The sequence below is a fragment of the Chitinophaga oryziterrae genome (assembly GCF_009758125.1).
Taxonomy (GTDB): Bacteria; Bacteroidota; Bacteroidia; order Chitinophagales; family Chitinophagaceae; genus Chitinophaga; species Chitinophaga oryziterrae.
Genome location: NZ_WRXO01000001.1, coordinates 992978 through 1014459 on the forward strand (window position 1 = coordinate 992978; position 21482 = coordinate 1014459).

Here is a 21482-nt window from a genome sequence, read left to right on the forward strand (position 1 = left end):
GTCTGCTAATACTTTTGAGACGTACTTTTTTATAACACGAACACTTCATCGCAACATACCGAAGCTTTCTTCTCCGGCCCTGCGGCCCTCCACAAAGGCACCTCTGTCAGACACCTGCCGGTAACACGTATATAACGTGTGCTCACCCCCGGTAGCTTAAAATGGAAGTTATTAATCTTAATATCATAATCCTCTCCGGCCAGAGCAGGCACTTGCTGAGAAGCTGCCGTCTTAAAATTTACCCCATCATCAGAGGTTTCAATCACAATATCTGAAGGATTAAAAATATAATGCCTCGGGTCCTGCAGGAAATTCATCTGCACTTCTTTCACAGACAAACTCTTTCCTAAATCTATAGTAGCTACAAGATCTTTCCCATAGATAAATAACCAGTTAATACTAAAATCCTTATCTCCCTGCAATCCATCTGTCAACGTCTTTTCTTTCTTTGCAGGATACTCTTCTGAATAAGGATTCGCCAGCTTCACCGGCGACTGGAAAGCCAGGCTGTTAATCCATTTGCGGCTGAATATAACATTCCATTCCTGCTGGTAAGCATCCGGGGAAAGCCCGCCTTCCGACAATTCTTTCACCCCTGCATCCTTACATTGTGCTACGAACTTTTGCACCCTTACAGGCCATCTCGGGTTTACTATATAACTGCCGTTTTCAGGAATCAGATACCCATACTTTTCAGCGCCAAAGAAACGCGACTGTTGCAATACCGTATATTCAAGTGGTAACCTTGCATTATACACCCGTGCTAATAAAGTCTTGTTTCCCTCCACCGCTTTTTCCGCATTGTCAAGTAACAAAGAATATTGATCAATCGCTTCCGCAGATAAATAATTCGTAAAATTATTCACGGGATTACCGTAAATATCCAATGTCGCTTTAGTTTTATGGAGATTGGTAGTCAATGCCTGCATATATTGAGCTATAAACGTACCCGCCTTCCCGTAATACCCCTCTAAAAAATCAGTAGTTACATCAGCGGCAGGGTTCCATAATAGTTTCGCCTGCACATAGGCATTGAAAAATTCCATATCACCATAAGTCTCCCCGCTACCCTGAGAGAAAATACCCTTTACCTTCTTAGAAAGAAGATATTGTAAGTTGGGTCGCAGATTATTATAATCAGGGAATGGCGCCAGGTAGTTGGTAAACTGCGTCGTATAATCCCAGAGGAAAAGATTGCCGGTGATTGCGCCCCACGCTTCCAGGTTCTTTCTGAAAACAGCCGCAGATGGAGTCGTACTTAAAGGGTCCTGCCGGTAAGCATCAATACTACTCAGCATAATATACACGTTGTCGGACGGCTTTGTATGCAAGGGCGGTTTTGCTGTATTCAGATATGCCAGCGTCGTAAAAGATTGTCCGGGAAACTTCGCTGCTACACGGTTCACAAAACGAATCAGGGAACCGGATGGTCCACCTTCTTCCTCATTGGCCTTACTGCACTGATCACAGGTACAGAATCCGCCACCATCTTCTGCGGAGATAGACCAGTATAATGCATCGGGATTGTCCGTTATGGCCTTCCGGAAATAATCAACAGTGATATTAAAAACCTGTTCATTACTCAGGCAAAGTTGCGTAGCCTGGCGTTGTCCGTTCACCAGTGCATAATATTCGGGATGTGTAGAAAAGTATGTTTTAGGCGGAAGGAGTTTGAAAAAAGAATGCCCCCATAATCCCCAGAGGTCCTCGAAGCGATGCAGCTTATGCCATTCCAGGTATTCATTATCGAAAGCAGGAGGATAATAGGTTTCCCGGTAGATAAAAGCAGGTTCCTGTTTATCCATCAGTTGTTGCCGAATATGAAGGTTCATACTGCGGGGCACAAGAGTAGGTATGTCCGCATATTTTCTGCACCCGAAATAAGTTTCCAGCAAAGTATATACACCGTATAAAACACCTTTGCCTCCACCGCCTTTTATATACAGATTCTGATTATCAGTAGCAATGAAAAAACTTTCATTTTTGAGCTTGCCGGTGTTGAACTTTTCAGCATGACCGGTATTACCAATGAATATCGCTGGTTGTAAAGTAAGTGCGGTTTCATTAATGATTTTGAAAGATACACCGGAGAGCCTTTTCAGGTAATCCTGTAATTTATTTGCCGCACTTATTTCAGCTTTAGAAGCACCTTCAGGTAAAACAATCACATACCTGGTAGTCCCGTTTATCAGAAGATTGATATCCCCTTCAGGAGAATTACAATTCGTAAACAAGGTCATGAACAATAATAAGCAATGCATCATCCGGAACATATTTAAAATTTACGCTGAAGCATAATATAGATATCGTATTGATTCTGGTAATCAGAAGTTGATATTTTTTGATTGATCCATGTACCAAAAAGACCGACCGTAGTGCGGTATTTAAACGTTTTCTGATAACCTGCACCTACACTGCGGGTCAATAATCCTGCCAGTTGCGGGAACTGGATCAACCTGCTTCTGTCGTCCGGAGAAGTCCCCAGTCCTGCTGTAAAGGACAGGTAATCCTGCTGACGGTTCATATAATAGCGTGTAGTCAGATTGAAGGAAGTATAAGACTTTGGGGACTGACTGATATAATAAGCCCTGAAATTGACCCAGAAGTCTTTCCATGTTTTAGCAATGGATGCTACACCGGAAATACTGGTAGAGCTGTCAGCATTCAGATAACGTATACCTAACTCACCCTCAATATTATGTTTGAAAGTTTTGAAGATAGAGTATGCAAGACGCATTTTAGCAAAAGCCACTTCATTGGAATAAGTAGCCAGTGCATACGAGTATAACTTAGGATTGTGGATATAATACAATTCCGCTTCACCCTGTAAGCCCGTTCCCTGGGCACGGCCGGCATAATTCAACCTGGCAGCATAAGATCCCCGTTTTATAAAGTGACGGTATTCCAGTGTAGCAATATTGTACTTGCCATCGGTATAATCATAACTGGAATGCAGGTAGTACATCCCAAACTGGTCTTTCATGACCTTACTATGCAGGTAATCCGCGTAATCCACATTTGCAGGCGTATTATGGACCAGTACAATCGAGTCCGCAGTAACTGCCGCCGGGCCATACATCTTTAGCAATTCAAGCGTTGTAGCGCGTTTCTGCAGGAAGATTTCGTCGGTGGGATAATACCGTAATCCCTGGTTCGCATATAATAAAGCGCTATCATACTCTTTTTTAGTATGGAGGGTATTGATCGTATACAGTAAAGCCATAGAGTCTTTCCTGTTAATAGCCAGTATCTTTTTAAAAGTTGTAAGGGCGCTGTCCGGGGAATTGTTTTTCATAGCGGCATTGCCCGATGCCAGCAAACCTTCTGTATAAGCCGTTCTGTATTTGACCGTAAAAGGATAACGCTGCATCAGTTGATAAGTAATCGCATTTGCTTCATCATACCTTTTCATTTCTGTCAGCACACTGGCCTTTTTCAGCAGCAGGTCTTTGTTATCCGGGTAGTATTGTAATGCCTGATTGGCATAGAGAAGGGCACTGTCGGGCTGTGCTACGGCCATTTCAAGGTTAATCAGATAATTAAGCGCATCCAGGTTGTTGGGAGATTGTGCGATCACTTCCCTGAATTCTCCTGCCGCTAAATCATACTCCTCTGATTGCAGAAGGATACGGCCCGCTGTCAGGCGTAAATCTATAAGATTGGCGGAGAGTTTCTGATCTGAAGGATATTTATTCAACAACTGTTCCGCAATCTCCGCAGCCTCATCATACTGCCCCATATCAGCCAGCACACTGGATTTTTTGATCAGGAAACGCACATTGTCCGGGTTGGAAGCGATCGCTTTATCCAGTACCTGCAACGCATGTACATGGTCTTTCTGACTGATGTAGGTATTCGCCATCATATCCAGTGCGGTCGTGTCAGAAGGGTCTGCCTGTAAGGCTTTCTCAAACTCTGCCAGTGCAAGATCGTATTGCTGCTGTGCTAAATAATCACGTCCGCTGGCTATTTTCAGCGCTATAAAATGACTGCGCATATCTGCTGAAGAATTGCCAAGGCGCAACCTTTCGGCCAGCGCAGCTGCCTCTGTAAACTTACGGTCGCTTTCCAGTACGTCCATCTTTAATCCTAACAAACGCTGATCATTCGGAGCGCTTTTCAACCCCCTGTTAATCCAGGCTAATGCCTCCCGGTAAGCCCCGCGGGACATGCTCATACCTATCACCTTATCCAATGCTTCCCTGTTGCCGGGGTTCTTTTCCAATATCCCCTGGTATAACAGGTAAGGATCTACATTCGCATACCAGGCAGCTGCTTCCATACGCAGGGATGTTTCCATACCACGTGCTTTCCCGTCATTCGGATAACGTTTTAATATCGCCTGCAATATATTCAGTGCTTCCGCATAATCATGTGTATCCTGCAATAATCCCAGTTTACGCATCATCAGGTCATAAGAGCCGGGATTAGCTGCCAGCTCTGCATTCACCTGTTCAATCGCCTTCGTATAACTACCGCTACGGATATACATCCCCGTAATAGCATCTTTGGCTTCGGTATTTCCAGGGTTCAGCATCAGCGCTTTCTCATAGTACTGTTGTGCAAGCAGGTCATTGCCTCTTAGCTGGTAGTATCGTCCTGCGAGCAGAAAATGCCCTGTATATGCTTTCTGAACGGTGGTATCTCCGGAATATTTTTCTAATAAAGAATTCGCATATACTCCTCCCTGGAAGAAGTTCTGTGCTACATCCAGCACCGCCAGTTTCTTTAACATCAGGTCTTTGTCGCCGGCAAAATGATAGAGGGCTTCATCTACATAACATGCAGCCTCTTCATATTTCTTATCACTGATTTCAATATTGATAGCATACAGGTAAGCATCCTTGTATAAGGGATCTTTTTCCAGTACTTTCTTTACATATTTCCTGGCCGGTTCATAATTACCTGTTAACAGGTAGAGTCTGCCCAGGAGTAATTCCTGGTCTGTAAAATCGGGTCTTTTTTCCAGCGCCTGCAGGGACAACTGTATCGCTTTCTGATAATGCTGCTGTTTGGTTTCCTGAACGGCTTCATTATACAGATCGTCTGCATCCTTTCCTTTTTTGAATAGCTGTGCCTGTGTCTGCAACGACAAACAGAGCACTGCACTAAAAAGTATATATTTAAAAACGGACATCATACTAACTTAAGTGTTTGCAGGTTTCTTCTTACCAAATCCCTGGCGTTGCATATTTCCCCAGCTATGTTTCTTGCCGATCATGAAGAAATAATAACCGCGAAGGGCAAAAAACACGATGAGAGGATGGTATACAAAAGGTTCGATAAAGGCCATTAATGCTAATCCTATCACCTCTCTCCAGGTTTTGTAATACTGATAGGTCTTCTGGTCCCACAGTACTGCCAGTGTCGTAATCATGACAGAATACAGGTATACGAACAGCAATAAGATGAGTGCATACTGCCAGTTGATATTACCTGTAATAATGAGATAGATATAATAGATGATACCTGTAAATTCAATGATAGGAGCGAGAAACTCAAATAACAGATTATAAGGCAATACGATCAATCCTAGTTTTCTGTAATGAGGATTGAAAATTACCTTTCGGTGTATAGTAATGATTTCCGCCAGACCACGGCCCCAGCGGGTACGCTGACGACTGAATACCTTCATGTTAGGGGGGCCTTCTGTCCAGCACTGTGTAGTGGGGATATACCGGATAGCATACTTCAGTTTGTTATCGATCATATAGGTACACATACGTGTCACCATATCCATATCTTCAGCAAAGGATTTACTATCATAACCACCTGCTTTAATCGCAATCTCCTTATCAAACAGTCCTAATCCACCGGATACATTCGGTACGCAGTTGATCATGCTCCAGCCTACTTTTCCCAATACATATGCACGCAGGTACTCCATCTCCTGGAAACGGGGTAACCACCTTTCAGGAGGTCTTACACGGGTAATCACTCCTTCATCAATTTCGCAGGAGTTGGCAATACGCAGGGTCGCGCCCGTTGCAATAACACGTACGCTGTCTTCTACCATATGCACGTAACCGCATTCAGGGCAGGGTTCTCCGATTTCTTTGATCTTTTTATGTTCTTCATCCATGAAGGGCTTGATCATGCGTAACAAGGTATCTTTCTCAATGATACAGTCCACGTCCGTACACAGGAAGTAATCATGAGCTGCGGCGTTAATTCCCGCATTAGATGCATCCGCCTTACTCTTCCCATTTACTTTATCTATCACCACCAGTTTGTCGTATGCGCTGTTGGTAGATTTGAACAATCTTTTTACCGGTTGTGATTTAATACGTTCGTTATAGGCAAAGTCTACCTGCACCAGTTCAAATTCATCTACCAGTTTCTGCAACGTTTCGTCCGTACTCCCATCGTTCACAATGATCACTTCAAAACGTGGATAGTTCAATGTTAGCAGTGAGCGCACATTAGAGATGATCGTTACGGCCTCATTGAATGCCGGAGCAATGATAGAGATGCCGGGCGCCAGCGGGGACTGCAGCAGTTTGGTATAGTCCACATAACTGTTCTTCCGCTGGAATCTGATAATCCCCCGCAGAGACAGTACGGCCAGCAACGCATACATGAACAGCATGGTGCAGCCATACACGAATACGAAGCCTTCATAAATATTCTTAAACAGTTCCAATATCTCAGTCTTTATATTGTTATTCTATTTTGCAGCAGCAGTTTTGAATCCGCGTCGCTGCATATTTCCCCAGGTACTTTTCTTCCCTGTGAGGAAGTAAAAATATCCTCTCAGTGCAAATATTACGATCAGGGGATGATACAGGAAAAACTCCATGAAAGGAGTCATGCAGAGGTAAGCCACTTCCCGCCATGTTTTGTAATACCTGAAGGTCAGCTGGTCCCACAATATGGCCAGCGTGGTGATCATCACGGAATAGGTATATACAAAGAATAAAAGTATGATAGCCGTAGGCCAGTTGATAAGTCCCAGGCAGGTCATCACAATATAGTAGATGATACCTGTGAACTCTATAATAGGCGCGAGTAATTCAAAGAAGAAATTATAAGGGAAGATGATCAGTCCCATTCTGCCGTAGCGCGGGTTCATGAACATGCTGAAGTGGGCGGTCATCAGTTGTGCCAGACCTCTGGACCAGCGGGTACGCTGACGGTTGAATACTTTAATGGTTACCGGCGCTTCTGTCCAGCATAACGTTTTGGGAATATAACGGATGGCGTAATCGATCTTGTTATCATATGAATAGCGGCACATTCTGGTCATCAGTTCCATATCTTCACCAAAGGAGCTATGATCATATCCACCGCTGCGGATGGCCACTTCTTTATCAAATAAACCTAATCCTCCGGATACATTGGGCACACAGTTCAACAGGCTCCAGCCCATTTTCCCCAGCACAAATGCCCTGATGTATTCTACTTCCTGGAACCGGGCCAGTAATTCTTTTGGCGGGCGCATACGCGTCATCACTCCTTCATCGAATTCACAGGAATTGGCAATACGCAGCGTTGCACCTGTGGCAATTACTCTTTTATTCTCTTCCTGCATAACTGGTTTTATCAGTTCCAGCAGGGTGTTTTTATCAAGAATGCAATCCACATCCGTGCATACGAAGTAATTGTATGCAGCAGCATTGATAGCGGCATTAGATGCATCCGCCTTACTCTTTCCATTCACTTTATCTATGACCATCAATTTGGCATAGGCCTGGTTGGTAGATTTATAGATCCCTCTTACGGGTTGTGTCTGTATCTTGGCATTGTAGGCAAAGTCTACCTTTATCAGGTCAAATTCATTGATCATCTGTTGCAGGCTGTTATCTGTGCTGCCATCATTTACAATGATGATCTCAAACTTCGGATAATTCAGTGTCAGCAATGAACGTACATTGGAGATGATAGTCATTCCTTCATTAAATGCAGGCGCCAGTACTGTAATACCTGGTGCAAGGGGAGAGCCGAGCAGTGTTATATCCTGGTTAAAGTTATCTTTTTTGGCATAAGTCCTTACAGAGATCATGGAGAATACAGCCAGCAAGGCATAGGTAACAAGCAACACCGATCCATACACGAAAACCGTATTTTCATATATCCTTGCAAGGCCATCCCAGATACTAGTACTTTCCATCTCCTGACTAAAATTTAATTAATGGGTTCATGCAATGTTTCAGGATCAGCTTATTTTCCAGGGTAGCTGTATCTATCAACTCCTGGATCAGGCCCTTGGCAGCCCAGGCATTTCTGATCAGAGATTTAGCAGCATGTTTGCGCACTTCAAAATCGGTGGAGTGCAGGAATTCCTGTCGCAGGAAACCCACATGTTTACCACTGCTGATACGGCCTAATGCCTTCAGTATTTCCAGGCGGCAGTTCAGCGGCTGACTGTCATACATATGGATCAGCTTCTCCTGCACCTCTTCTATTTTCAGTTTGCCAAGGCAGTTGATGGCATCGGCACGCAGGTAATGATCTTTTGTGTCCAGCAGTTTTATAACGGCATGAACTGCGCTCAGTTGGTTATAATGTACTACCAGCTTCAGGCAAAAGGAGACGATCGTTTTATTGGAAGAGTAGGTGATCCATTGTGCAAAGTTGGGAATAGCGATATGTTCTGTTGTAGAAATGATTTTAAACAGTTCAACCTGATCCCATAGCAACAGGGGTTCCGTTACTACGTCAAAGAATTTGAAGGGTTCATTTTTACTCAGTTTGATATACGCATGCCTGGCCGCAGCCCGTAGTTCGCGGTTATTACTGTTTGTCAGTGGCAGAATGGTTACATCTGCTATTGACATATTCATATTGGTGAGTTCAGCCAGCGCCTGTACTTTTTTATCCCATTTATGGGATTTCATTTTCTTCAGGGAATCTTTATCCAGGTTGAGTTGAATATATAGATTACGCAGTTGCTCACCCATGGAACCACGTACGTTATTACGGTAATGAATCAGCCGGTCAATCAGCGCTTCACGGGCCCAGCGGTGTTCAAAAACAGGGAGGCGGAACACTTCTACCGGCAGTTGTACCTGTTCTGCAGGTGTATCACTGGCCAGTTCATCATTCAGCAGAATGTGTTCCATCAGCAGATTATCGATCACAGGGTGCAGGCTGGCCAGTTTCTTTTCACGCCGGTACGCCTTGTATCTTCCCCGGAGTATGGACAGGTAGGCTAGGATGGTGCAGGTTATAGCAACAACAATAAATATGAAAGCTATCTGTATGCTCAGCGGAGCATACCTGAATTCATAAAAGCTAAATTCCATAATAGGATTGGTCAATTAGTCGTCAATAAGCAGGGAACAGTGTATTCCTCTACTTGTCATATTGCATCAGTAGTCTCTTCACCCGGATTAATAGTTCACCCGGAATAACAGGCTTTTTAAGAAAGTCATCGGCTCCCAGTTTAAATCCTTCAAGGATCATGGCTTCGTTACCTGCATTAGAAACAATAATTACCGGAATTGGTTTACCCTCTTTCCTGTTTTTTACTCTGCTCAGTATTTCAAAACCATTTGCATATGGCATCATGATATCTGTAATAATCAGATCGTAATCATAGTTGGTATCTTCTAAGCGTTGGAAGGCTTCCTTTCCATTGGTCACATGTTCAATCTGATAGTCTTCTTTGTGCAGGATTCTTTCCACAATTTTTGGCATCACTTCATCATCTTCTACTAACAGAATTTTACTCATATTGGCTTTTAATTAGTGTATGGTTTAATAATGTTGTGATCCGCAAACCTATATGTGGTTATTATACGCTTCATAGTCCTAATGGTTCAACTATATACTTACTATAAATCAGTCGATTGGGATTTATTTAAAATAAAAAAACATGGAAAAATTATCACATTAAAAATCTTTATAAATCATTTATTACGAACAATGCATTCCTTATGTCAAAAAAAGTGGTTGTTACATCTAAGTTACCAATCACAATCGATAAATAGCCATATTACGTGTATTTATATACGTGTATGTAAACAAATCGTATAGAATTTCGTTAACTGTTGATATACAGCAGATAGCCAAGCAACTTTAAGCATTATATTTGTTACTGCTTATTGTCAACTGTCCGTATATGAAGATTCCTTTAAAAACACGTTTATACATAGGTTTTGGAGTAGCGCTTGTACTGGTAATTGCCGGAGGTATCATTTCATTTGTCACTTTCAATAACCAGAGAGCTGAAGCGAAATGGGTAGAGCATTCCTATGAAGTTATCACACTGGCACAGCGGATAAATCGTTATGTGTACGAAATCGAATCTGCGGGGACCGCTTACAGAAGCACCCATCAGCCAAAATTCCAGGAACCGTATTTTCAGTCGGGCCCTAAGATCATGCCGGCAGTATATGATCTTAAAAAGATGGTAGCAGATGACCGGGCACAGGCAATGAGAGTTGCAACGGTAGAGAACGGGATGATCTCTCTCCTTAACTTCTGGCAGACATTAGGGGCTATGAAGGATACCAATTACATCTTTAATCATGCGGTGGATATAACACTCACAGAAAGGAAATTCCTTGACTCTGTGCATAACAGTCTTACGAACGTTGTCATGGAAGAGCGGACGCTGCTGGTAAACAGGAACCAAACCAATGATACCTCTGTACAACATGCCGTTATAGCGCTTGTAGCAAACACTATATTAATTTTACTGGTAGCCATTACCCTGATGATCGTATCTTTTCAGGAAGCCGGCAACAGGATAAAAGCACAAAAGGAGTTAGCGGATAAATTCAAGGAAGTTGTTAATCTCAACAATGCTGCCAACAGGAATAACTGGTTACTGACAGGAGTAAGCAGGGTGAACGAGAGTTTGCAGGGTGAACTTGACATGAATCTGCTGGCTGCCAGATGCCTGCAGGCACTGGTAGGATACCTGGGAATTCCTGCCGCTGCCTTTTACTGTTTTGATAAAGCTGCGAACCTGCTAAGGTTGTCTGCCGGTGTTGCATTGCCCTCCTCAGTAAAACAGCAGTATGCTTTAGAGGAAGGTATAACAGGCCATGCAGCTACAAAAAGGGAACTGACCGTAATAAAAAATATTCCCACCAGCTACTGGCGTATAGAAACGGCTACCGGCAATACATTACCCGGTACTATTATCTGTATGCCCCTGTGGCTGGAAAATGAACTGACAGGCGTAATAGAGCTGGTAGTATTTGACAAGGTCCCTGCCAGGATGCCGGAACTATTGCAGAATACATCCAATGCGATCGCTGTGGCGCTGGCAGCCGCTGCTGGCAGAACAAGGATCATGGATCTGCTGGAACGGGTACAGGAACAAAAGGAAACCCTGGAAGCACAACAGGAAGAATTGCGGCAGTCGAACGAGGAACTGACCCGCCAGTCCGAAATATTACAGGCTTCAGAAGAAGAATTGAGGGTACAGGAAGAGGAGCTGAGACAGGTAAATGATGAAATGAAAGTGCAGAACACAGCCCTGGAACTCACCCGTGAACAGCTTTCCCTGAAAGCGGAAGAGCTGGAACAAAGCAGTAAGTATAAGTCAGAGTTCCTGGCAAACATGTCTCACGAGTTACGTACACCACTCAACAGTGTATTGATTCTGGCCCGGCTGCTGGAAGAAAATAAAGAGCATAACCTCACTGGTAAACAAATAGAGTATGCCGGTGTCATCCATAAATCCGGATCGGATTTACTTACGCTGATCAATGATATCCTGGACCTGTCCAAGATAGAAGCAGGTAAGATAGAGATGAATATTGAAGACGTTCCGGTAAAGTCGATGGTGATGGACCTGGAGCAACTCTTCCACGTCGTAGCGGAAGAAAAGAATATAAAGTTTATCACATCGATTGAAAGAGGTGTGCCGGAAACGATTCATACAGACAGGCAGCGGCTGGAACAGGTAATCCGCAATCTCTTATCCAATGCATTCAAATTCACTTCAAGGGAAGGGTCCATCAAACTGCATTGGGAAGTAAAAGCAGATGGTCTGCACATCTCTGTATCGGATACCGGCACCGGCATCGCTTCGGATAAGAAACAACTCATCTTTGAAGCATTCCGGCAGGCAGATGGGTCTACCAACCGGAAGTACGGTGGCACCGGCCTTGGACTGTCTATCAGTAAAGAACTCATGAAAAGACTGGGCGGAGAAATACGCATCGAAAGCCAGGAAGGAGTGGGCAGTACATTTACCATCGTGATGCACACGGATATACCGTTAACCCCTCACACAGAAACAATCATCGAACCGGCGCAGCCCGTTATCCCGGAGCTATTCTCTGATACGGTTCAGAAGATAGAAGACGATCGCGATCAGTTATCCTCCAAACAGGATAAGCTGATCCTCATCATAGAAGATGATCCCAATTTTGCTACTATTTTAAGGGACTTTGCCCGTGGAAAAGGGTACAAGACCATTGTGGCATTAAATGGTAACGATGGTCTGTTCTTTGCCCGCAAATACCTGCCCGCTGCCATCCTGCTGGATATGAACCTGCCGCAGATAGATGGGACGAGCATTCTCAAAATATTAAAGAATAACGACGAGCTTAAACACATTCTCATACATGTGATTTCTGCCGGTGGTATCTCATTGCAGGTAAGGGACAAGATACAGGGTTATACGCAAAAGCCTTTGCAGATGACAGACCTGGAATCTGTATTCTCGGGTATCAGTCAGCAGTTGCAGGCCATGTTCAAGAAGGTACTGGTAGTATCTGACGGCGTGCTGTTGCATCATCCTTCTTTACAATCACTCAGCGATGAAAGACAGATGCAGACACAATACCATCGCGTTACTACTGTTGAAGAAGCTGAAGAAGAGTTAAAAGAGAAAAGTTATGATGGTATCATTTTAGATGTAAGTACGGATATGAGAGCGGGTATCGTAAAGCTGGGCCGTCTGAGATACCTGGTAAATAAAAGCAAGCCAATCATCGTATACCTCGACCATGATATTTCGGAAGCAGATGAATTACTCTTGAAAAGAGATGCGGCGGCCATTGTACGCAATTCAACTTTCTCTACAGACAGGCTGATGGATGAACTGGAATTGTTCCTCTACAAACTGAAAGAAACAAACACTTCATTCAGATCTGATAACTACCCGTTAAAAGAAAAGAAGCTGGATGGAATGAAAGTGCTGCTGGCAGATGATGATATGCGGAATGTATTCTCATTAAGCGCATTACTGTCAGAACATGGCATGGACGTAGTAACAGCTGCTGATGGGAAAGAAGCACTGGCAAAACTGGATGAAAATCCGGATGTAAGTATTGTATTGATGGATATTATGATGCCGGAGATGGATGGTTATGAGGCCATGCGGCAAATCCGCATGAACAGCCGTTTTCGTCAGTTGCCGGTAATTGCTTTAACAGCAAAGGCGATGGCAGGAGATCGTGAAAAATGTATTGCCGCAGGGGCATCAGATTATATTGCAAAACCAATAGACAGTAGTAAACTGCTTTCTCTGATGCGTGTATGGATGGTATAACAGGTAATTATGAAGGAAGATATTTCAGCGGTAGATTTTCTGGATATTATTAATATTGTGAAGCTCCAATATGGTTATGATTTTGCCGGTTATGTACAGGCATCGCTGAAACGTCGTATCCTGCGATTTATGAGCAGGACGAACATTTCCACGGTCTTTGATCTCAAACACCGGCTGATAAATGACAGTGAGCTGTTCACCCATATGGTACAGTACATTACAGTGAATGTAACTGAAATGTTCCGCGACCCCCGGTTCTACCGTACGCTAAGAGAAGAAGTACTGCCTAAACTGGCGGCCTATCCTAATATAAAAATATGGCATGCAGGCTGTTCTACCGGCGAAGAAGTTTTTTCGATGGCCATTCTGTTGCAGGAAGCCGGACTATTAAGCCGGACAAAGTTATACGCCAGTGATCTGAACCCGATGAACCTGGAAAAAGCGGCCACAGGCATTATACCATTGGATAATATGAAAGATTATACGTATAATTATATACAATCTGGTGGACTGGCAGACTTTTCTAACTATTATACTGCCAGGTATGATAATGTGCTTATTAAAAAGGAGCTGAGAAAACAGATAAATTTCTTTCAGCACAACCTTGTAACAGATACTGTGTTTAATGAATTTCAGCTGATCTGTTGCAGGAACGTTTTTATATATTTCAACAGGGAACTGCAGAATCATGTGCTGCAATTATTCTACGACAGTCTTTCGTCCCGTGGGTATCTGGCAATGGGTATCCGGGAATCGATGCGGTTTGCAAACATTCATAAGCAATACGAAACGGTACATGCACAAGAGAAAATATACCGTCGTAAATCATAATCATCCAATGAAAGGGGCATACGATATTATTACAATAGGAGGGTCTGCCGGAAGCTTGTCCGTATTAACAATGCTCCTGGATGCCCTTCCTGAGAATATGCGGATGCCTGTAGTTATAGTATTACATCGTCTCCGGAATGTGGAAAGCGAAATGGGAAGATTATTGTCGGCCACAAAAAAGATCAGGGAACCGGAAGATAAAGAGCCGGTGAAAGACCACCACTTCTACCTGGCTCCTCAAAACTATCATCTGATGATAGAGGCCGATAAAACTTTTATGCTGGATTATTCGGAGCTGGTCAATTATAGTCGTCCTGCTATCGATATGACATTCAGCAGTGTGGCAGAAGTTTATGGTCACCGGGCATTGTGCATCCTGCTCAGTGGTGCCAATAAAGACGGGGCAGAAGGGTTATGTGAAGTCATCGCAGCAGGTGGTACCGGCATCGCGCAGGATCCTCAAACGGCTACATTTGAGGCAATGCCACAGTCTGCTATAGACCTTTGCAGAGATGTGAAAATTTTGACGATTGAAGAAATAATAAAATTTATATTTTTTGAAACGTAAGCCGGATTTATATCGTAAGTATTAATTAATGAGCCATTAAGATGAGCATGACTAAAAAATTTACCATCCTGTTGGTAGATGACCGAATGGAAAACCTACTGTCGCTGGAGCAAATGCTCATAGCGGAGAACAGAACTTTTATACAGGCTACTTCAGGGAACGAGGCGTTAAAGCAGGTTTTAAAGAATGAGGAAATAGGGTTGATCATGCTGGATGTGCAGATGCCTGATATGGACGGTTTTGAAGTAGCAAAGCTGTTAAAGGCCAATCCCAGGACCAAGGACATCTCCATCATTTTCGTAACAGCAATCAACAGGGATGAAACTTATGTATTGAAAGGGTTTGAGAAAGGGGGAGTGGATTATCTTTCCAAACCATTGGATATCAATGTTACACGTGCCAAAGTAGATGTGTTTGAACGATTATATTTTTATCAGCGCGAATTAAGACAGGCATTAAAAGAGAAAGAACAGGTGAATGGTCAGCTGGAACGCTTCATGCACGTAGTGGCGCATGACCTGAAATCACCGCTTTCAGGGATTACAGGACTTTTATTACTGATGAAGGAAGAAGAGGAGATCAGGAACTCTCCTTTCCTGCTGGAATATGCAGAGATGGCGGTCGATGCTACCTCCCGCCTGGCAGATATGATTACGGCCATTCTGGATTATAGCCGGGAACATCAGTTCGATGGCCAGGAGGAAGATGTGGATGTAAAGGAAATGCTGAAGGAACTGATAAAGATGCTGTTTCCACCCCCTCATGTAGAGATCCTGATAGGAGATGGATTCCCTATTATGCATACCAGCAGACAAAAACTTGAGCAGGTATTCCAGAACCTGTTGACAAACGCGATCAAGTATAACGATAAAGAGAGCGCTGAAATAGTGATAGGAGCAAATGAAAATGGAGATTTCTATGATTTTTATGTAAAGGATAACGGCCCTGGTATCGAAGAGAAGGACAATGAGCGTATCTTCCGCTTATTCGAAAAAGTAGATGATACAGATCCAAAAGGAACAGGTGTGGGCCTGAATATTTTGAAGTTACTGGTAGAAACACAGGGAGGAAAAGTGTGGGTGGAGTCGACGCGTGGCGAAGGAAGTTGTTTCTACTTCCAGTGGAGAAGGTAATAATCTGTTTTAGAATATGAAGACCTATGCACAACTACAACTGGCAGGTTTATTCCTGTTTATGCTTTCTATTGGCCGGTTCCCACTGATGGCCCAGAAAATTGCCACCAACGTCAACATCGTTTTTATTGGCAACAGTATCACGCATGGCGCAACTTTAAGTGATCCGGGATCACAGGCACCACCGGTAATGGCTGCTGCCTGGATGGAAAAACAGTCCGGCATAGGTAAGGTAACGATTTCAAACCAGGGCGTTAGCGGTGCCACCTCTGTCGATTTTTTACCTTCTACCGCTACTTATTATACAAAAGTAGCTGCTGCTGCCAGAAAATTCATGGCTGATGAAACAGCTACCATGGTCTTCTCTATTATCCTGGGCACCAACGACAGCGCTACACAGGGGCCTAATGGATCTCCCGTATCTCCCGAAGACTACCGTAAGAACCTTGAAGCAATTGCTACCAAATTGCTTACAGACTATCCCAGATGTAAGGTGATCTTCCATTATCCTACCTGGTACAGCCCTAATACCTATAACAGTTCCATTTACCTGCAGGCAGGGCTGGACAGGTTACAAACCTACTTCCCCGAGATCGATGCCCTGGTAAACAGCTATAAAAAAACCTATCCCGGACAAGTAACTGTTGGTGATAAACAGGCTTTTTCGTACTTTAAAAAACATTTTCAAACCGACTTGCAGGCAGAGGAAGGCTGGCAGGGCGTTTTCTACCTTCATCCCAATAAGCAGGGAGCTGCAGCGCTGGGTGAATTCTGGGGAAAAGCCATTTATAAGGCAGTCAGGTAAAACCTAAACCAATAAAATAACAGAGAGATGTTTTTCGATACAAAGGCAGAAAATCAATCTTCGGAGGAGCAGATAGTACATACCGGTTCGGGCGGTGCATTTGAAGGCACAGAAAGACCCGCAAAAGAGATGGACAGGGAAGAGAGTGATGAACACCTTGATGAAAGGCTGGAGAATGATGACATTAATAAAAGGAAACGTCCTCCTGCTTATTAAGCAGTGATACGGACAGTGTAGAAAAAAGAAACCGGCACTAAAGGAATAAAGCGCCGGTATTTCATTTTGCATTGTTCGTAAACGAAGATTAAATCTCTTTATGATGATCATATAGCATTGCTGCTATCTGATATGTATACTATTCTCTTTGTAATAATAATCTGCATTGCAGATCTTCTTTAGCATATTCAGCACTGTTGTGATGTCATCGGATCTCATGATATGCCCTGTTACCACTTTGTCAGCTGTTGCAGGATTATCGAATACTATCTGTACATCATACCATCTTTCCAGCACGGGCATTATCTCTTTTAACGGACTATGCCTGAATATGTATTGATCATTCCGCCAGGCCAGCTCGTTTTCTTCATCAAAGGAATGTACGTCTGTTCCCTTACTACTAACACTTGCGGCATAACCTGGTTTAAGTAACACCTCATTTATTTTAACTGCTCCCTGCACCAGCGCTACCGTTACTTTCCCTGAATCATAACTGTTTACATTAAATGATGTGCCCAGTACCTGTATCGTTGTATGCTGTGTATGTACTATAAACGGTAATGCTGCGTTAGTGGCCACTTCTACAAACGCTTCCCCACTGATAGTGATCTCCCTTTTTCCACCTGAAAACCTGAACGGGAATAATAACTTACTGCCACTGTTCATATGCACTTTTGTACCATCTTCAAGTTTCACACGGTAGTCTTTTCCTGCGGGTACTATGATCGTTGCCGTAGCATTGGTTTCTTTGTTGGCAGTATATACAAATGTATTGTTTGTATTGTTTAGTATAACCGCACCGTCCTCTGTAAGCTGCATGCCATATCTTTCAGAAAGATTGATCTGTTCTCCACTTGTCAGTTGCAGTTGTACCTGCTTGGTAACATCATGTTTCGCCGCAAAATTTTCAACTTTGTTATCTTTCAGGATAATATATAAACATATACTGATCCCAATAGTTGCAACTGCTGCAAATATGCTCATGGCACGTCTTCCTCTTTTCAACCGGCGGACTTCTGCCTTTACATTTGCTATAATACCTTCAGTATCAAATTCCTGTAAGGCCCTTTTGTTCTGTACAGTTGCAAAGTCCGATTGGATCTCCCTCCACAACGCGTATACTTCCGGCTCACTCTCTATTAGCGAGTTAATGTATCCCTCATCAGATTCTGTAATTGAATCAGTAAGTTTTAGCATTAACAGCTGATAGATCTTATCTGTTTGAATATCCATTTCAACAGGTAGTGACAAAAAGAATCAAAACCATTTAGTGGATTATTGTATTTTTTTTAATTTTTCTTTTAATCTTTTACAGGCGGTGTAGATATGCACGTTCACTGTATTAACAGAAATTCCCATGTTGGCCGCAACGTCCTTCCTTTTTTTACCTTCAATAAAAACCTGCGTAAAGATGCTGGACGATTGTATGGGTAATGTTTTAATGGCCGCAGCTATGCTCTGCTGTAATTCCCTTGTCTCTAAGCTGCTTTCTGTTTCTGTACAATCCTCCTGAAAGAACGACCAGGCTGCCGCCTTGTGTTCTTCCGCATTTTTATTTTTAATGTACCGGTAGCATTTATAACGAATAGATTGGAACAGGTAGGACATTATTGTCGATTCTACATTCTTCAGTGAGCGTTTCTCCCAGATTTCTATCAGCAACTCCTGTACTATATCTTTGGCTTCCTGCTGGTCCTGCAAATGGCGGAATGCTTCAGCCCATAAAGCCTTCGCATACTGCTTAAATATCTTTTCGTACGTAACTTCTTCATCTGCAGGCCGGTACCCCTGCTGCAGATCGTTCGTATTCGCATGACGCATTATAATACCCCCTTTACGATTTACGGTTTAATGCTGTTCTTCTACCCTCTAAAATCAATTTAATTATTGTTAAGACGGGGCAAAACTACTAAAGACATTATGTTTTTAACAAATTAAGTTAAATAATAAGTTGTTAACGATTTGTAAATATAGTGAGGACTCCTTAATGATTCATAGTACTAAAGTATTACAAATGTTCATTTTAGCAAGAAATTTTTATGCCAATAAATAAAAATAAATTTGTGCAAACTGTAAGGAGTACTGAGTACATATACGATAAAAATTAAGTAGTCACATTTATGATCTTATCCTTACTTCCTTAGGAGAACAGGCATAATGCTTCCGGAATTCCCGGTTAAAGCTCGATACATTCGTATAGCCAACCTCTGTTGCGATCATTGTAATATCATTATCTGAATGTTGTAACATTTTTAGTGCCTTTTGCATCCTTTGTTCCTGTAAATAAGTCTGTACCGAAGAATTAAGGTACTTTTTAAAGTCCTGTTTCAGCTTGGATTCACTGATAAAATAAATACCCGCCAGCTGGGAAAGAGAAATAGGTTTATGCAGATTATCGTGGATATAGGTTTGAATGTTAGTAATCAATTCATGATGGGGATTGTTCATAGTCATGTTTTTAGGGGTGGATTGTAAAGGGATAATGGCCGTTGTGATCAGTTCCGTAATCTGTATATATAACTTTAGTTGCTGAATACCATCGGTAACCGGTGTTTGCCTTATCTGGGCAATTAACTTCATTAACTTACTATTAGACACACCGGCCGGATGATCATTTCTTTTACGGATAAAAGAGGAATCCGGTAAGAGTTCCTGAAACAGGGCAGGAGAAATGTCAAACTGCATAAACTCATTAACACCAGGGGCCAGTAATAGTTTATGATGTCCTGCATTGATCCTGATCAGGTTATAACCTCCCTTATCCAGGGTGCTGGTCCCTGTACTTATCCTTCCCTGTAGTGTAACCTGTAAGGTAATAGACTTGCTTTTGTAATAATGACGGATCTCCGTTTCCTTTTCGGCAATATTAACGATGCTGCAGACCCGGCACCCTGGAATAGTGGTAACCTGTTCTATACGTGAAAAAGAAGGAGATGTCCTTAGTATGGGCTTTGAAAAAGGGTAGATATAACGTTGATACTGCTCAGGGATCTTTACCTTTTGAGATAACAGTATTGATGGCATAGTTGTGTTTTAATGGTGACGTGGTAATACTTTGGTTAACGCGTGGTCTCTAGAGTAGGCTCATAACAAACTGATTTTGGCTATCCGAAGAACGAATATAATAATAAAAACTGCAAAATCCCTTCAGTATACACTTGCGAAATGATTTTCATATCTTGTACTTTTCAGACAAACCATGGAGCAGAAAAAGAATCATTCCAGGCGCACATTCATCAGGAATACGGCAGGTGCGGTCGCCGCCTTTACCATCGTACCCAGGCACGTACTGGGCCGGGGTTACCTGGCTCCCAGCGATCAGCTGACAAAAGCCGTGATAGGGACAGGAGAGATGGGCCGGAATCATTTCGCCTACGGGGGAACCCGTGTAGTGGCTATTTGCGACGTAGACCGTGGGCATTTGCAACAGGCAAAGGAAATGCTGGACAGCGGGGTTAAAACTTTTGATGATTACCGGGAAGTGATACAACTGCCGGAAGTAGATATTGTACATATTGCCACTCCGCCCCACTGGCATGGCCTGATCGCGGCCCATGCAGCTGCTGCCGGCAAGGATATCTGGTGCGAGAAACCCATGACCCGCACGATTGGCGAAGGCAAAAGGGTGATAGAAGCTATACAACAGTATGGCCGTATCTTCCGGTTAAATACCTGGTTTCGTTTCGAAGATAATTTCTATGGATTAAATACACCTGTAAAACCAGTGAAGAAACTGGTAAACAGTGGATTATTGGGATGGCCGTTAAAAGTGACCGTAGGTAAAACCACCGGGTTCGACTGGAAATTCAACTGGACAGGCAAAACCAACCTGCCTGTCATGCCAGTTCCTGCTGATCTTAACTACGACCGCTGGCTGGGACCTGCGCCATATAAACCCTATCATCCACATCGCGTCCACCAGACCTTCCGGGGTTACTGGGATTATGATGGCGGGGGGCTGGGGGATATGGGCCAGCATTATCTGGACCCTGTGCAATATATCCTTGGTAAAGACAATACCAGCCCCGTTTCTGTGGAAATAGACGCTCCTCAGCAACATCCTGATGCTGTAGGTACCTGGAGAAGGATTACCTATACCTACGAGGACGGTTGCCAGATTATATTAGATGGAGAAGGCACTGATGAAAAGGCGGCTTACATTGAAGGTCCGCTGGGTAAACTATATCCCGGTTTTAAATCAGATATCCCTGACCTGGAAAAGAAACTGGCGATCTATCCGGAGCCGCTGCCGCAACTCACAGATTTTACAGCAGCTGTAAGGCAACGTAAGCAATTTGCGCTCAATGAAATGAACGGACACCGCTCCTGTACACTGGTGAATATGGCGAAAATTGCCTTACAACTGGGACGCTCCCTGCAATTTGACCCTGTAAAACAGGTATTCATATACGATGATGGGGCGAATGAATTGATAGACCCGCCAATGAGGGCTCCCTGGAACTTATATTAAAA

The 21482-nt window shown here is 43.2% G+C and carries 16 protein-coding genes; 7 read left to right on the forward strand and 9 right to left on the reverse strand.

All coding sequences use genetic code 11. From position 1 onward, the window contains the following. Positions 1 to 29: 29 nt before the first annotated feature. Genes GO495_RS04090 through GO495_RS04115 form a run of 6 tightly spaced genes read right to left on the reverse strand, consistent with a single transcriptional unit; the run spans position 30 to position 9675 of the window. Positions 30 to 2264, reverse strand: coding sequence for a DUF4838 domain-containing protein (locus tag GO495_RS04090; RefSeq protein ID WP_170302627.1), 2235 nt, complete (start codon positions 2262 to 2264; stop codon positions 30 to 32). 11 nt (positions 2265 to 2275) lie between these two features. Continuing rightward, positions 2276 to 5140 carry a tetratricopeptide repeat protein gene (locus tag GO495_RS04095; protein WP_157298403.1) on the reverse strand — a complete coding sequence of 955 codons (2865 nt, stop codon included), beginning with the start codon at positions 5138 to 5140 and terminating at the stop codon, positions 2276 to 2278. Positions 5141 to 5146: 6 nt separating this feature from the next. After that, positions 5147 to 6643 (reverse strand): glycosyltransferase family 2 protein, encoded by a 1497-nt coding sequence (locus GO495_RS04100; protein ID WP_157298404.1) that lies wholly within the window; start codon positions 6641 to 6643, stop codon positions 5147 to 5149. A 24-nt stretch (positions 6644 to 6667) separates the two neighbouring features. Next, positions 6668 to 8110: a glycosyltransferase family 2 protein gene (locus GO495_RS04105; protein ID WP_157298405.1), complete on the reverse strand. Its 1443-nt coding sequence runs from the start codon at positions 8108 to 8110 to the stop codon at positions 6668 to 6670. Positions 8111 to 8117: 7 nt separating this feature from the next. After that, the gene (locus GO495_RS04110) at positions 8118 to 9245 is read right to left on the reverse strand and encodes a HEAT repeat domain-containing protein (RefSeq protein WP_157298406.1); all 1128 of its coding nucleotides are present in this window, start codon (positions 9243 to 9245) and stop codon (positions 8118 to 8120) included. Between the two features lie 49 nt (positions 9246 to 9294). Beyond that, positions 9295 to 9675 (reverse strand): response regulator, encoded by a 381-nt coding sequence (locus tag GO495_RS04115; protein WP_157298407.1) that lies wholly within the window; start codon positions 9673 to 9675, stop codon positions 9295 to 9297. 388 nt (positions 9676 to 10063) lie between these two features. Between GO495_RS04115 and GO495_RS04120 the strand changes: the two genes are divergently transcribed. From GO495_RS04120 to GO495_RS04145, 6 genes are read left to right on the forward strand one after another with little or no spacing between them, the layout of a single operon-like run. Continuing rightward, entirely contained in the window at positions 10064 to 13456 is a 3393-nt protein-coding gene (locus GO495_RS04120; protein WP_157298408.1) for a response regulator, read from the forward strand. Positions 13457 to 13465: 9 nt separating this feature from the next. Beyond that, positions 13466 to 14287: a CheR family methyltransferase gene (locus GO495_RS04125; protein ID WP_157298409.1), complete on the forward strand. Its 822-nt coding sequence runs from the start codon at positions 13466 to 13468 to the stop codon at positions 14285 to 14287. After that, a complete protein-coding gene (locus GO495_RS04130; RefSeq protein WP_240915148.1) occupies positions 14253 to 14855 on the forward strand; it encodes a chemotaxis protein CheB in 603 nt (200 codons plus the stop codon). The genes GO495_RS04125 and GO495_RS04130 overlap by 35 nt, the downstream gene beginning before the upstream one ends. 47 nt (positions 14856 to 14902) lie before the next feature. Continuing rightward, a complete protein-coding gene (locus GO495_RS04135; protein WP_157298410.1) occupies positions 14903 to 15988 on the forward strand; it encodes a sensor histidine kinase in 1086 nt (361 codons plus the stop codon). Positions 15989 to 16004: 16 nt separating this feature from the next. Then, positions 16005 to 16793, forward strand: a complete 789-nt coding sequence (locus GO495_RS04140) for a GDSL-type esterase/lipase family protein (protein WP_205691196.1) — start codon at positions 16005 to 16007, stop codon at positions 16791 to 16793. 27 nt (positions 16794 to 16820) lie between these two features. Next, the gene (locus GO495_RS04145) at positions 16821 to 17009 is read left to right on the forward strand and encodes a hypothetical protein (protein ID WP_157298411.1); all 189 of its coding nucleotides are present in this window, start codon (positions 16821 to 16823) and stop codon (positions 17007 to 17009) included. A gap of 123 nt (positions 17010 to 17132) precedes the next feature. Here GO495_RS04145 and GO495_RS04150 read toward each other — a convergent pair whose 3' ends face one another. The 3 genes from GO495_RS04150 to GO495_RS04160 all read right to left on the reverse strand — a co-directional run bounded on the left by GO495_RS04150 (position 17133) and on the right by GO495_RS04160 (position 20033). Next, positions 17133 to 18242 (reverse strand): FecR family protein, encoded by a 1110-nt coding sequence (locus GO495_RS04150; protein ID WP_157298412.1) that lies wholly within the window; start codon positions 18240 to 18242, stop codon positions 17133 to 17135. Between the two features lie 42 nt (positions 18243 to 18284). Then, positions 18285 to 18830 (reverse strand): sigma-70 family RNA polymerase sigma factor, encoded by a 546-nt coding sequence (locus tag GO495_RS04155; protein WP_157298413.1) that lies wholly within the window; start codon positions 18828 to 18830, stop codon positions 18285 to 18287. 297 nt (positions 18831 to 19127) lie between these two features. Then, complete coding sequence (locus GO495_RS04160) at positions 19128 to 20033, reverse strand: helix-turn-helix transcriptional regulator (protein WP_157298414.1); 906 nt, start codon at positions 20031 to 20033, stop codon at positions 19128 to 19130. Between the two features lie 175 nt (positions 20034 to 20208). Here GO495_RS04160 and GO495_RS04165 point away from each other — a divergent pair, with 175 nt between their 5' ends. Next, positions 20209 to 21480 carry a Gfo/Idh/MocA family oxidoreductase gene (locus tag GO495_RS04165; RefSeq protein WP_157298415.1) on the forward strand — a complete coding sequence of 424 codons (1272 nt, stop codon included), beginning with the start codon at positions 20209 to 20211 and terminating at the stop codon, positions 21478 to 21480. Positions 21481 to 21482: the final 2 nt, after the last annotated feature.

Coding starts and splice junctions, on each gene's coding strand:
- GO495_RS04090 (WP_170302627.1), bottom strand. CDS start 2,264: ATGATGCATTGCTTATTATTGTTCATGACCTTGTTTACGAATTGTAAT.
- GO495_RS04095 (WP_157298403.1), bottom strand. CDS start 5,140: ATGATGTCCGTTTTTAAATATATACTTTTTAGTGCAGTGCTCTGTTTG.
- GO495_RS04105 (WP_157298405.1), bottom strand. CDS start 8,110: ATGGAAAGTACTAGTATCTGGGATGGCCTTGCAAGGATATATGAAAAT.
- GO495_RS04110 (WP_157298406.1), bottom strand. CDS start 9,245: ATGGAATTTAGCTTTTATGAATTCAGGTATGCTCCGCTGAGCATACAG.
- GO495_RS04115 (WP_157298407.1), bottom strand. CDS start 9,675: ATGAGTAAAATTCTGTTAGTAGAAGATGATGAAGTGATGCCAAAAATT.
- GO495_RS04120 (WP_157298408.1), top strand. CDS start 10,064: ATGAAGATTCCTTTAAAAACACGTTTATACATAGGTTTTGGAGTAGCG.
- GO495_RS04125 (WP_157298409.1), top strand. CDS start 13,466: ATGAAGGAAGATATTTCAGCGGTAGATTTTCTGGATATTATTAATATT.
- GO495_RS04130 (WP_240915148.1), top strand. CDS start 14,253: ATGCACAAGAGAAAATATACCGTCGTAAATCATAATCATCCAATGAAA.
- GO495_RS04135 (WP_157298410.1), top strand. CDS start 14,903: ATGACTAAAAAATTTACCATCCTGTTGGTAGATGACCGAATGGAAAAC.
- GO495_RS04140 (WP_205691196.1), top strand. CDS start 16,005: ATGAAGACCTATGCACAACTACAACTGGCAGGTTTATTCCTGTTTATG.
- GO495_RS04145 (WP_157298411.1), top strand. CDS start 16,821: ATGTTTTTCGATACAAAGGCAGAAAATCAATCTTCGGAGGAGCAGATA.
- GO495_RS04150 (WP_157298412.1), bottom strand. CDS start 18,242: ATGGATATTCAAACAGATAAGATCTATCAGCTGTTAATGCTAAAACTT.
- GO495_RS04155 (WP_157298413.1), bottom strand. CDS start 18,830: ATGCGTCATGCGAATACGAACGATCTGCAGCAGGGGTACCGGCCTGCA.
- GO495_RS04160 (WP_157298414.1), bottom strand. CDS start 20,033: ATGCCATCAATACTGTTATCTCAAAAGGTAAAGATCCCTGAGCAGTAT.
- GO495_RS04165 (WP_157298415.1), top strand. CDS start 20,209: ATGGAGCAGAAAAAGAATCATTCCAGGCGCACATTCATCAGGAATACG.